The organism is Verrucomicrobiota bacterium (assembly GCA_016871675.1).
GTDB lineage: Bacteria > Verrucomicrobiota > Verrucomicrobiia > Limisphaerales > VHCN01 > VHCN01.
On record VHCN01000038.1, the window covers coordinates 1 to 13162 of the forward strand.

Annotated in this window: 8 protein-coding genes and 1 tRNA gene; 5 read left to right on the top strand and 4 right to left on the bottom strand. The window is 67.3% G+C overall.

Translation table 11 applies throughout. The features are described 5' to 3' along the window. The coding region (locus FJ386_09425) for a filamentous hemagglutinin N-terminal domain-containing protein (protein ID MBM3876923.1) at window positions 1-3551 on the bottom strand (3551 nt) is incomplete at its 3' end. 392 nt (window positions 3552-3943) lie between these two features. Between FJ386_09425 and FJ386_09430 the strand changes: the two genes are divergently transcribed. From FJ386_09430 to FJ386_09440, 3 genes are all read left to right on the top strand, one after another. Further along, a tRNA-Leu gene (locus tag FJ386_09430) sits at window positions 3944-4025 on the top strand. Between the two features lie 43 nt (window positions 4026-4068). Further along, a complete protein-coding gene (locus FJ386_09435; protein MBM3876924.1) occupies window positions 4069-5739 on the top strand; it encodes a cyclic nucleotide-binding domain-containing protein in 1671 nt (556 codons plus the stop codon). A gap of 500 nt (window positions 5740-6239) precedes the next feature. Then, window positions 6240-6695 (top strand): hypothetical protein, encoded by a 456-nt coding sequence (locus FJ386_09440; protein ID MBM3876925.1) that lies wholly within the window; start codon window positions 6240-6242, stop codon window positions 6693-6695. Between the two features lie 57 nt (window positions 6696-6752). Here the strand turns inward: FJ386_09440 and FJ386_09445 are convergent, their stop codons facing one another. Next, window positions 6753-7886 (bottom strand): AI-2E family transporter, encoded by a 1134-nt coding sequence (locus tag FJ386_09445; GenBank protein ID MBM3876926.1) that lies wholly within the window; start codon window positions 7884-7886, stop codon window positions 6753-6755. A gap of 49 nt (window positions 7887-7935) precedes the next feature. Then, on the bottom strand, window positions 7936-8751 hold the full coding sequence (gene proC / locus FJ386_09450; GenBank protein ID MBM3876927.1) for a pyrroline-5-carboxylate reductase: 816 nt from the start codon (window positions 8749-8751) through the stop codon (window positions 7936-7938). Window positions 8752-8959: 208 nt separating this feature from the next. Between proC and FJ386_09455 the strand changes: the two genes are divergently transcribed. Both FJ386_09455 and FJ386_09460 read left to right on the top strand, forming a co-directional pair. Next, window positions 8960-9730, top strand: coding sequence for an enoyl-ACP reductase (locus FJ386_09455; GenBank protein MBM3876928.1), 771 nt, complete (start codon window positions 8960-8962; stop codon window positions 9728-9730). A gap of 125 nt (window positions 9731-9855) precedes the next feature. Beyond that, window positions 9856-11667 (top strand): ABC transporter ATP-binding protein, encoded by a 1812-nt coding sequence (locus FJ386_09460; GenBank protein MBM3876929.1) that lies wholly within the window; start codon window positions 9856-9858, stop codon window positions 11665-11667. 108 nt (window positions 11668-11775) lie between these two features. Here FJ386_09460 and FJ386_09465 read toward each other — a convergent pair whose 3' ends face one another. Continuing rightward, entirely contained in the window at window positions 11776-13146 is a 1371-nt protein-coding gene (locus tag FJ386_09465; GenBank protein ID MBM3876930.1) for a sulfatase, read from the bottom strand. Window positions 13147-13162 lie beyond the last annotated feature (16 nt).

Sequence of the window (13162 nt, forward strand, 5' to 3'; positions counted from 1 at the left end):
TCGGTAAAGGTGGTGTCGGCGCCGATAACGACGTTGTCGTTGTAGGTCTGGTTGGAGTCGGTGCGGACGCTGCCACCGTTGAGGGTCGTCGTTCCACCGCCGCCGGTGAAGGCGAGGGTGTTAAGCTGCGTGCCCGCGCCCTCCCCGATGGTGCCCTGGACGGTGGTGTTGCCGCCGCCGTCCGTGAAGGTGAGGTTGAAGTCGCCGGCGATGTTGTTGTTGACGACGATGTTCGCGTTGCCGGTGGTGAGCACCGAGTTGGCGGTGAGGGTGACGTTGCCGTTGAGGGTGATGCCGGTGCCTGCGGTCAGTGCGACGGTGATGTTGCCGCCGAGGCTGATGGTGCCGCTGGTGGCGCCGGTGGTGTTCAGGGTCACGCTGGCCTCGCCAGTGCCGGTGATGGTGTCGGTGGTGACGACGGAGCCGCCCATGCCGTCCGCCCGGATGACCACGGGATCCGTGAAGGTGCCGGCGGCGACGGTGACGGCGGCGGTGCCGTCCGTGCGGCCGATGGTGATGGAGGAGTGCTGGTCCGCGATGAAGGCGATCTCGGCGGTGGTCAACAGGAGCGTGCCGGCCGCGCCGAAGACGCCGACCGTGGTGCCCGCCGCGCCGCCCTGCAGGGTGATGGCGCCGGTGCCATTCACAGCGTCGGCGAAGTCAATGCCGTCGGCGGCGATGCTCAGGTTGTTGGCGCCGCCCGCGATGGTGGACACGAAGGAAACCGTGCCGGTGCCGGCGGTGATGGTCGTATTCTGCGCGAGCGTGGCAGCTTCGTTGTAGGTCTGGTTGCCGGTGGTGGCGACGGTGACGGGGGCGGAGCTGCCGAAGGTGACGGTGCCGCCGGCATCGGTGGTGATGGTGGTGAGGGGCGCGTTGCCGCCGACGCTGCCGCCGAAGGTTGTGGCGCCGGTGGTGTTGACGGTGAGGTTGAACGCGCCGTTCACCGTGCTCTGGAAGTTGATGGCGCCGCCGCCGGTGCTGGTAAGCATCGCATTGCCGGCGAGGGTGACCGCGCCCTGGAAGGTCTGGTTGGCCGTGCCGCCGCCCGTGGTGCTGGTGGTGATGTTGTTGGCGATGCTGGCCGCGCCGGTGACGGTGAGGAACTCGAGCGCCATGCCCGCGCCGACGGTGCTGGCGAAGGAGCCGTTGCCGGTGACGGTCAAGGACTGCCCGCCATCGGTGGTGCCGTTGACCGTGTTGGAGAAGGTGACCGTGCCGGTGCTGGAATCGAGGTTGGCGTCGCCCGTGATGGTGGCGGCGCCGGTGTAGGTCTGGTTGCCGGTGGTGAAGATGTTGTTGGCGATGCTGACGGGGCCGCTGACGGACAACGTGCTCAGGCGGGCACCGCCCGCGCCGACGGTGGAGCCGAACGTGGTGGTGCCGGCGGTCCCTGAAATGGTGAGGGAGCGCCCGGTGCCGTCGTCGCTGATGGCACCGGTGAAGTTCACATTGCCCGCGCCCGCGTTGATGGTGACGTTGCCGGTGAGGGAGGACGCGCCGGTGAAGGTCTGCGTGCCGGTTGAGGTGATGGAGCCCTGCCCGAAGGTGGTGCCGCCGCTCACGGTGAGCGTGCTCAGGCCGGTGACGACGAACGGGGTGATGGCATCGCCGATGAAGGAAGCGTTGCCGCTGACGTTGAGCGAGGGCGACGACATGCCGGTGACGGAGGTGAAGCTGACCGTGGTGCTGCCGGAGCCGAACGTGGTGTTCTGGTTGATGGTCAGGGGCGAGTTGAAGCTGATGGTGGCGCTGGCGTTGACGGTGGGCGTGCCGCCCGTGGCGATGACCACGCCGCCGGAACCACTGTTCAGGAAGCTCACCGAGAAGGTGTTGGCCGCGCCAATGTCGGCGTCGTTGATGGTGATGGTGGCGGTGGGGGAGTCGATGCCGCCGACATCAGAGGCGATGAAGCTCAGGTTGCCCCCCGCCGCCGTGGTGATGGAAACGCCCGGGCTCACGGTAATGTCACCGCCGGCCCGGAAGGTGCCGGTCTCGCCGGTGCCCAGGTTCCCGAGGACGAGCGACTGGTTGATGGTGATGCTGTCGCGGGCCTGAATCTCGAAGCTGCCTGTGAGCGCCTCGATCGCCTCGTCGGAGATGGTGATGGTGGACGTGGTGTCGGGGACGCTGAAAAGCACGCCCTCGGGGCTCTGCGGGCTGGTCATGACATTGGCATCATCGGGTCCCGCGTCGGCGATGATGACATGCAGCGGGTCGAGCAGGACGGTGCCCGAGCGACCGGGGGCGACGTCGGAGCCTGAGTTTATGGACCCGCGGAGGGTGGCGGAGGAGGTGACGTCGGCGGTGCCGTCGAAGATGAGGACGTTGTGGGAGGAGATTTCGGCAAAGCCGCCATCGCCGCCGTTGGCGCCCTGGGCGCTGATGTGGCCGTAGAAGCGGGTGACCTCGTCGGACCAGACGATCACCGTGCCGCCGTTGCCGGAGGTGAGGGCGTCGGCGAGGAGCCTGACCTCGCTGCCGACGAAGGTCGCGCGGGCGTTCTCAACGTCGGGGTTCGCACCCTGGAAACCACCACCTATATATATGGTGCCGCCGCCGGCGTCGCCGCTGACGGTGACGAGCGCGTTGCCGGCGAGGCCGACCTGGCCGCCGGTGACCTGGACGTGACCGCCGGTCGCGCCGGGAGCGGTGCCGGACGCGTCGAGCGTTCCGGTGTTGATGACCGTGCCGCCGGACGAGCTGAGGAAAATCCTGCCGCCGTCGCGGACGACGGTCTGCGCGCGAACGACTCCGCCGTTGTTGATGGCGAGCGCGTAAATATTTCCGCCGGCGGCCTTGAGCTCCGCGGTGACGGCGGAAATGGTTCCGGAGTTGATGACGCCGTCGTAGCTGTCCTCGGTGGACTGACCCGCGATGACGGAGATGCGCTCGCCGCCCGAGGCGACGATGTTCGCGGGACGGAGCTCGACGACGTTCGCGGCGACAAGGCCGACGTTGTCACCGGAAATATTTCCGGAGTTGCGGACGGTGTGCGCGATGAGGAAGACGTCGCCGAGGGCGGAGATGGTTCCCTGGTTGTCGATGCCGCTGAGGGAATTTCCGGAGAGGGTGAGCGTGGACGCGTTGAGGAAATTGGCGTTCGCGGAAAGCCGGTCGAGGCCGAGGTCAAACGTGGAGCCGACGAAGGAGCCGACGTTGATGACACCGCCGGGGCCGACGACGATGCCGCTGGGGTTGATGAGATAAACCGTGCCGCCGACGGAGCCGTTGCCGAGTTCGGAGCGGAGCGTTCCATAGATTTGCGAGAGGCCGCCGGCGGCGTCGACACGGTTGAGGACGGCGGAGTTCGCGCCCGCGGAGCCGAGGAACTTGAAGAGGGCGGTGTGGCCCGCGCCAATGTTGAAGGTGCTCCAGTCAATGATCGCGCGGTCGGCGAATTGATTGACGGTGGTGACGCTGCCTGCGGTGCCAATCGTCGCGTTGGCGGCGCCCCCGGCGACGATGCCGCCGGTGGGTTGCGCGTGTGCGACGAGTGGCGCGAGGAGGAGTGCCGCAGCGGCAAAAATCCTAACGCAAATGATCTTCATGGCGTTGCTTTCTGAAATGGAGGCTTCGGTAACCGCGCGTGTTATCTGTGCAGGTGGCTGGCAGGTCAAGAACTTAAACGCTTTTTTTTTGCGGATGTAAACCTCATCACCGGGCCCGAAAAGACAGTGGATTTCAACGGCTGGCTCCTGCTCTCGCCCGACGAATCGGCGCGGTCGCCGGGCGGGTGCGCGTCATGCATGGCCCGGGTGTTTCCGGGTGGTTCTGCGCGTCAGACCGGGCGCGCCCGGGCCGGCGCGGCGCGACGGATGGGCGGGGTTGACCGCGGCGGCGCGTGTCGGGGCGGCGGGGCTTTTCACTTGCGCGGCCCAAACGCGTCGGCTTAGCTACGGGGCACCGGGCGAGACCTTCCAGCAGGCGCCGGAGCGACGCAGCCCGCGTGGCGGAATTGGCAGACGCGCTAGATTCAGGTTCTAGTGAGTAACATCGTGCAGGTTCGAGTCCTGCCGCGGGCACGGCGCGACGGGCAACAAGGAAGGCCAAGGTCCCGTCACACGCATGCCGGCCACGATCCGAAAAGCAAACGCCGCGGATGCGCCCCGATGGCTCGCACTTCTTCGCGCGACGCTCGGCGACGCGCACCCCGCGCCGCATGTCTACGACGAGGAGTGGATCAAGACCCATCTCGAACCCGCGGCCGTTCCCGGGGGCGGTGAAAAAGATCCCGAGAGACTTTACCGCGCGACGCGACAGTGGCGTGCGGACGATGCCGAGACGTGGGTCGCGGAGACGGACGGCGAACTCGCGGCGACGCTTTCCGTGCTCAACCCGCCATCCCCCACCGAGACACCGGTCGCGAATCTCGGACGAAATCTTTTCCGCGAGTCGAGCTTCGCGAACGGCGCGGCGGATGCGCTGCTCCAAAGCGTGCTCGACCTCTGCGAACAAAGAAAACAGATGGTCGTCGCGCGGGTGCTCGCGTCGGACAACGCGCAACAGGTGCTCTTCGAAACACACGGTTGCGTGTGCGTCGGGTTCCAGCCGCTCAAGCACGTGCACAAGGCGCGCGAGGAGATTTTGTTTTATGCGAGACCCGCGCGCGCGAGGTTGAGCCAGCGCGCGCCGCTCTCCGAATCGCTTCCGCAAATCGTCGATCTCGCGGGCGCGGCGCTCGCGAACCTGAACATCAGCGGCGCGCCCAGCGCGCGCGATGGCGCGACGGGCTACCCGTTGAAGACCGAGGTGGCGTTCGCGCCGGCGACGAGCGCGGAGTTCGAGGCGGAACTTCACGGCGCGAAATCGAGCAACCCGCCGGTGGAGATTTCGGGCTCGTTCAACTGGGGCTTCGGCTTGATGCGCATCGCGACCAGCCCCGACCCGCTGAAGGCCACGATCGCCCGGCGCGCCGGCATGGTGGTGGGCGGGTTGCGGCACTATCTCGATGACATCGACAGTTGCGTGCGGCTGGTGGACGGCTTCAGCACGGACGACCTCACGATGGGCGCGCTGCTGGCACACGTGGTGGATGCGGCGCACCGCGAACCGGGCGTGGCCTACGTGGAGGCGGACATCCTGACGACCGCACCGCGGCTGCTGAAGAGCGCGGAGCAACTCGGCTTTGTGCCCGTGGCCTACCTGCCCGCGTTCCACGTGCGGGACGGCGCGCACACGGACGTGGTCAAGATGGTCAAGCTGAACGTCGTTTGCACGGTGCAGCAAAACCCGGTGACGAGCCACGCGCATCAGATTGTGCGCGTGATCGAGGGCAGCCTCGCGGATCACCGGCTGGGCGTCGCGCTCATCAACCTGCTGCGGGGCCTGACGTTCTTCGACGGGCTCGGCGATGGCGAGCTGCGCAAGGTCGCGCGGCTCTTCGTGCAGAAGCTCTACCGGCCGGGCGAGCGCGTCTTCGGGCGGGGCGACTCGTGCGACGAGGCGTTCGTGGTCATGCGCGGCTCCGTGAGCATCGCGCTGGAGGACAACACGGAGCCCATCGGCGCGGTGTCGCAGGGCGAGTTGTTCGGCGAACAGGCGTTTCTCGACGGCGCGGCGCGGGTGGCCACGGCGACCGCCACGCAACCGACCATCCTGCTCACCATCCGGCGCGCGGCGTTCCAGGAACTGGCGCAACGCGAGCCGCACCTCGGCATGGCCGTGATGCGCAACTTCGCGCTCGGCCTCTCGCGAAAGCTCCGGCGGATGAACGTGATTTCCACCGGGACGAAGTGAGCCGGGCCGCGACCCGCGCACTGCCAACCCGTCGAGGGAGGAACCCATCCGGAATTCCAAGCCGGCAATCACCACCACGATCACGGGACGGAGACGGACCACCACCACTTCGCCACGGACCACGAGTCCAAGTTCCTCGCCAAGCGCGACGCGCTCCACGTTGCACCGCCGTTCGACGCGCAGCGACGGTCCGAATGGATGCCCCCTTCGCTGGCTCCGCACATCGAGTCGCCGCGAGCCAACAACGCATCACCGCCCGCAGATACCTCCGCGCCCGCCGGTCCGCGCGCTCCGCCGCTGGCCTGAGCTTTCCCCATCCCACTCCTCGCCCGCATCGAATCGCTGCGCGACGCGCATCTTGCGTGGGCGCGGCTGCGGCCGTTGCTCAAGTGATGGGGGCGTCCGCGCCTGCGTCCGCAACAATCGGATACACGTGCGCGCCGTTCCCATGGCCGCGCACGGGTGTGGACGCGCTGAATGACGCCCGATACGCTCGCCGCATGAACGCCGCGCACTGGCATCTCGTGCTGAACCACGTTCCTGTGGTCGGCGCGGTCTTCGCCGCGCTCCTCCTCCTGTGGTCCCTGGTCCGGCGCAGTGACGAACTCAAGCGCACAGCCTTGGGCGCGGTGGTGCTGGTCACGCTGTCGTGCTTTCCAGCTTACTTCACCGGGGAGTCCGCGGCGGATGCCGTGAAAAACCTGCCCGGGGTGAACGCGGCTTGGATCGAACCGCATGACGAGGCTGCGGCAAAAGCCTTCACTGCGCTGTTCATCGCCGGCGTGGCCGCACTGGCGGGACTCATTTGGAGACGGCGGTCGCCGCTCCCGAATTGGATGTGCTGCGCCGTGCTCGGGCTTCTGTTGACGGCTGTCGCGCTGATGGTCTGGGCCGCGAACCTCGGCGGGAAGATTCGTCACCCGGAATTGTCCGAAACGGCGGCCCGATCGCAGTGAACTCGCACTGAACGACGCCGCGCGTCACGGAGATCGCGGCTGCTTCATGAATCGAGTTTACGCATCCCCCGCGGCCGAGTCCTGCCGCCGCCACACGTAACGAAACATCAGCGTGCGAAGCGCCGCGGTGAGTGGAATCGCGAGCAACCCGCCGAGCACGCCGCCGAGCAGCGTCGTGCCGACCATGAGCGCGATGATGATGCTCACGGGGTGCAGTCCCACGCGGTCGCCGATGATCTTCGGCGAATAGACGAACCCCTCGAGCAGCTGCACCACCACATAAACGCTCAGCACGCCGGCGAACTGCGTCCAGTGCGTGAACTGCACCGCGGCCAGCACGAGCGCCGTCACCAGGGTGATCGTCGCGCCGATGTAGGGCATGATGCAGAGCACCGCGGCCATTCCGCCGAGCACGACGGCGTAGTTGAGGCCGGCGAACGACCAGCCAATCGCCAGCAACATGCCCGTGCACATCGATACGAGAATCTGTCCGCGGAAGAACACCACGATGCAGTCGTTGACGGATTGCAGCACGAAGACCAGTTCCTTCTTCAACTTGGATTCGCGGACGGGAAGGTATTCGGTCCAGCTCTTCGCGATGCCGGCCTTCTCGAACAGAAAGTAGAAAACATACACCGGCACCAGCGCGAGGCCGATGACGTAGCCCGCCCACGAGGCGACGCGAGAGAGATTCTCGATCAGCCACGCCGACGCGACCGGCACGGCGTTCGTGAGCCATTTCTGAACATTCTCGCCGGCCTGCAAATCCCACACGTGCTTGGCCTGCGAGCCGAGTTTGGACTGCGCGAGCCATTCGCTGAATTTCTCGCGGAAGTCCTTCGCATAGCCCGGCAGCTTGTCGAGGAGGTCGCCCGCATCGACCACGATCTTCGGCACCACGAACGCCAGCAGCATCAGCACCAGCATCAGCGCGAGGAAGAACACAAGGATGATCGCCCGCACACGCGGGATGCGCAGCGCGCGCTCGAAGAAATCCACCGCCGGGTCGAGCAGGTAGGCGAGGATGCCCGCGATGGCGAGCGGCAACAGCACGGGCGTGAGCTTGTTGATCACGAAGCCGAGCCCCCACAACAACAGCCCGAGCAGCGCGAGCAGCACGGCCACCGCGAGGGCGGTCAGGCTGAACCAAAGCACGCGGCCTTGCTTTTCAGTGGGTGTGGGAAAGGCCATCTCGGTTCCGGGTTGGGCGCGGTCGAATTCGGTTTCTGAATCCGGGAAATCAGGACTGCCCGAGCTTGCGCGACTTGTCCGCGGCCGCGCGCACGGCGCTGATGAACGCCGAGCGCACGCCGGCGCGCTCCAGTTCGTGCAGCCCCTCGATCGTCGTGCCTCCGGGGCTCGTCACGGCGTCTTTCAACGCGCCGGGATGCTGGCTGGTTTCCAGCAGCAGCTTGGCCGCGCCGAAGACCGTCTGGGCCGCGAGCTTTGTGGCCGCGTCGCGCGGCAGGCCGGCGGCCACGCCGCCGTCGCTCAAGGCTTCGATCACCGTGAACACATACGCCGGCCCGCTGCCGCTGAGCCCGGTGACCGCGTCAAGCAGCGTCTCTTTCAACTGCATCGCGACACCGACCGAGGAAAAAAGTTTCATCGCAAGCGAGGCGTCCTCGCCCGTGGCGTGGCGCCCGGGTGCGAAGGCTGACGCCGATGCCCCGACGAGCGCCGGGGTGTTGGGCATCACCCGTATGACCCTCGACCCGGCCGGGAGAGCGGATTCGATCCTCGCGGTGGGAATGCCCGCGGCGATGGAGATCAGGAGGTGTTCCCTGGTGAATGAGGGCGCGACCTCGCCGAGAACGGGGGCGACGTGGTCCGGCTTCACGGCGAGCACGAGCACGCGCGACATGCGCACCACGTCGGAGTTCGATGCGGTGACGCGCGCTCCGACCTCGCGCGCGAACGTCTCCCGGGCCGCCGCCACGATGTCGCTCGCCACGACGCGCCCGGCCTCGGCGAGGCCGCCGCGGATGAATCCCTTCGCGAGCGCGGCGGCCATCTTGCCCGCGCCGAGGAAGCCAAGCGTCAAGTCGGGCGACATGCGCGGGTTGTAGCAGGCGACGAAGCACGGCGGAAGGGCAAACCTCGGAAGTGGAACGCAAGGCGCGGACTCCGCGGGGCAACGCGAAGTTCCGGGGTTGAAGTTCACGTTGGGCGGAAGTGGAGCGCGCCGCCGCGCCCCGCCAAAACGCCCCTTGCCACGGGACTTGGCTTCGCCCCATCCTTTCGCGCGGAACAAATCTGCAGCCATGTCACTGCTCCAGGGCAAACTCGGAATCGTCTTCGGCGTCGCCAACAAGCGGTCCATCGCGTGGGCCATCGCGCAAGCGTGGCACAGGGCCGGCGCGCGCCTCGCCTTCACGTATCAGGGCGAGCGCCTGAAGGAAAACGTCGAGGACCTCGCGGGCGCGTTCGGCCCCGACACGCCGATTCTCGAGTGCGACGTCACCAAGGACGATCATATCGAGCGCGTGTTTGCGGAGGTCGGGCAGCGGTTCGGCCGGCTGGACTTGATGCTGCACTCGGTGGCCTTCGCGCCGAAGGAGGCGCTCGAAGGGACTTTCGTCGGCACCAGCCGCGAGGCGTTCCGCGTGGCGCACGACGTGAGCGCCTACTCGCTCGTCGCGCTCGCGCGCGGGGCCGCGCCGCTCATGACCAACGGCGGCAGCATCATCGCCATGAGCTACTATGGCGCGGAGAAGGTCGTGCCGCATTACAACGTGATGGGCGTGGCGAAGGCCGCGCTCGAAGCCTCCTGCCGCTACCTCGCCTACGATCTCGGCCCGCAGAAGATCCGCGTCAACTGCATCAGCGCCGGCCCGGTGAACACGCTCGCCGCCCGCGGCATCGCGGGCTTCAGCGACATGCTCAAGCACTACGAGGCCCACTCGCCGCTCAAGCGCAACGTGCTGCCCGACGAGCTTGGCGCCACGGGGGTCTTCCTCGCCAGCGACGGCGCGGCCGCCACGACCGGGCAGGTCCTCTACGTGGATTGCGGCTATCAGGTCATGGGAATGTGAGGTCTTCCCCCGTGCCCGAGGGTGTGAAGTATCGCACGACGGTGCCGTGAGATGTCGTCCACGGCGCGCGGCCCGGTTCCTTAAAATCCCTCGCCGATGGCCGCGCAGCGCGGCATACTCACGGCGTGCTCGTGTTCCTCCGCAAGCTGCTCGCCTACGCCCGGCCTTACCGGGGCCGCATGGCCTTGGGCATCGCGTGCGGCATCGGCTTCGGCCTGTGCAACGCGGTGCTGATGTTCGTGGTGAAGTTCGTGGTGGACTGGGTTTTCCCCGGCTCCGGCGCCGCGCCCCTCGCCGAGCAACTCGCCAAGGCGCCCGCGTTCTTCCGCGGCCTCGTGGACTGGCTCACGCCGATGCTCCCGGAGTCGGGCTCCGCCACGACGACGGGCATCGTGGTGGCGGTCCTGTCGATCCCCGTGGTGATGCTCGTGCGGAGCACGTGCGCCTATCTGAATTTCTACCTGCTGCAATGGGTCTCGGTCCGCGCGCTCATGGACTTGCGGTCGGACCTCTTCGACCACTTGCAGAACCTCTCGGCGGGATTCTTCCACAAGACCAGCACGGGCGATCTCATCTCGCGCATCAGCAACGACACCACGCAGCTTCAGCGCATGCTCAGCATCACGTTGCCGGTCATGATCAAGTCCCCGGTCGCCGTCGCCGCGCTGCTGCTCGTGCTGCTGGCCCAGCAGCCGAAGCTCACGCTCATCTCGCTCATCGTCGTGCCGGCGGTGGCGGTGCCGATCATCGTCTACGGCCGCAAGGTGCGGAAGGGTTCCGAGGCGATCTCGCAAAACTTCGCGGAGCTCACCAGCCACATGCAGGAGACGTTCACGGGCAACCGCGTCGTGAAGGCCTACAATCTCGAGCCGTCCATGCTCGCGCGGTTCCGCGAGACCAGCGCCCGCTACATCGCCCAATACATGCGCGTCATCCGCTCGCTGGAGATTCCCGGGGTGCTGATGGAATTCCTCGGCGCGGTCGGCGTGGCGATGCTGCTGCTTTACGTCGCGCTCGTGTCGCGCAGCACGCCGGGCGACTTCCTCCAGTTCGTGCTCGGCATCTTTGCGATGTATCAGCCGATCAAGGAAATCAGCCGCCTGCCCGGCCAGCTCCAGCAGGCGCGCGCCTCGACGCAACGCGTGTTCGAGCTGCTCGACGTCGCCCCCGCCGTGCGCGACCCGGCGCAGCCCAGGCCGCTCGCCGCCGCGGGCGCGGAGATCCGGTTCGAGGACATCGAGTTCGACTACGAGGAGAAACCCGTGCTGCGCGGGATCAACCTCACCGTCAAGCCCGGCCAGCTCGTCGCGCTCGTCGGTGCGAGCGGCGCGGGCAAGACCACGCTCACAAACCTGCTGCTGCGTTTCTACGACCCGCAACGCGGCGCGGTGCGCATCGGCGGAGTGGACGTGCGCGATGTTTCAATGCGCGAGCTCCGCAACCAGATTGCGCTCGTCACGCAGGAGACCATCCTCTTCAACGACACCGTCCGCCGGAACATCGAGCTCGGGCGCGCCGGCGCGCGCAACGGCGAGGTCGAGGACGCCGCGCGTCACGCCCACGCGCACGAGTTCATCGTCGACAAGCCGCAGGGTTACGACACCGTCATTGGCGAGCGCGGCGTCACCCTTTCCGGCGGCCAGCGCCAGCGGCTCGCCATCGCCCGCGCCATCCTCAAGGACGCGCCGATCCTCGTGCTCGACGAGGCGACGAGCGCGCTCGACAACGAGTCGGAGCGAGCCGTGCAAGCCGCGCTCGAAGACTTGATGAAAGGCCGCACGACCATCTGCGTCGCGCACCGGCTCTCGACCATCCAGCGCGCGGACCTCATCGTGGTGATGGACCAAGGGCGCATCGTGCAGACGGGCACGCATGCGGAGTTGGTGGAGAAGGACGGCGTCTATCGCAAGCTGCACCAGTTGCAGTTTCAGGTGTGAGGTTGCGCGACGCTCCAGCAGCCTTCTGTTCCTGATCTTGATCCTGATCGCCCCGTGGTCCCCTGCCGGGTCGAGTTTTCAGCGAAGGACTAGGAGCGCGAACGGGAGTCACTTCACCGGCTGCACCACTCCTTCAAGCTGCGTCTTGAACGGCCCGAGCGTCGCGCGGTGCGCCTCGACCATCTTTGCGATGGACTCGATCGGCCTGGGATTCTGCTCGGCGACGTTGTGCGCTTCGCCCGGGTCCGCGTCGAGGTTGTAGAGCTGCGGCGTGGCGTGTTCGTCGGCCTTGGCCTGGCCGTAACCCGCGCGTGTGAGGAAGTGCGCCTTCCACGGACCCTGCCGCGCTGCGTAGAGCCGCTCGCCGCGATAGAACAGCCACGAGTCGCGCTTGCCCGGCCCCGTGCCAAAAAGGACGGGCGCCATATCCACGCCGTCGAGCACACGTCCCGCGGGCAGCGGCGCGCCGGCGAGCGCGAGGCACGTCGGGAACAAATCCACCATCCCCGCCAGCTCGCGCGTGACGCCGGGCTTGATCTTCCCCGGCCACCACGCGATGCCCGGCACGCGCATGCCGCCCTCCCACGTCGAGCCTTTGCCCTCCTTGAGCAAGCCCGCTGAGCCGCCGGCCAGCCCCATGATGAGCCACGGGCCGTTGTCGCTGGTGAAAAACACCAGCGTGTTGTCGTCGAGCTTCTCCTTGCGCAACGTGTCCAGCACCTGCCCCACCGACCCGTCGAGCTCCTCCACCACGTCGCCGTAAAGCCCGCGCGCGCTCCTGCCGCGGAACTCCGCCGACGCGAACAACGGCACGTGCGGGAACGTGTGCGGGAGGTAGAGAAAGAACGGCCGCGCCTTGTTCTCGCGGATGAACCGCACGGCCTCCTCCGTGTAACGCTTCGTCAGGCGCGCCTGGTCGGCGGGACGCTCGATGATTTCCTCGTTGCGATACAGCGGCGAATTCCACCACTTCGCGTCCTGGTCGAGCCGGCCCGACACGCCCTTGGGATTGCCGGGGTTCGCGTCCATGTCGTTCGAGTGCGGCAGGCCGAAGTTGAAATCAAACCCGTGCCTGCGCGGGTGGCCCTCGGGATTGATGGACCACACGCCGAGGTGCCACTTGCCGATGACGCCGGTGGCGTAGCCCTTCGCCTGGAGCGCCTCCGCGAGGGTGATCTCGTCCGCGGGCAGGCAACCCGTCGAGCGCGGGCGCAGCACGCGAAACTGCTCGCTGCACATCCCGCTGCGGATGGGCAGCCGCCCCGTGAGCAGCGCCGCCCGGCTCGGCGTGCAGACCTCGGCCGCGGAATAGAACTGCGTGAATCGCATCCCCTCCGCCGCCATCCGGTCGAGGTTCGGGGTGCGGATGCTCGGATGCCCGTAACAGCCGAGGTCGCCGTAGCCGAGGTCGTCCGCTAGGATGATGACAATGTTCGGCGCGCGCTGGGGCGCGGCGAAGACGGCTGCCGCAAAGAGCATGGCGGCAGCGGCGGGA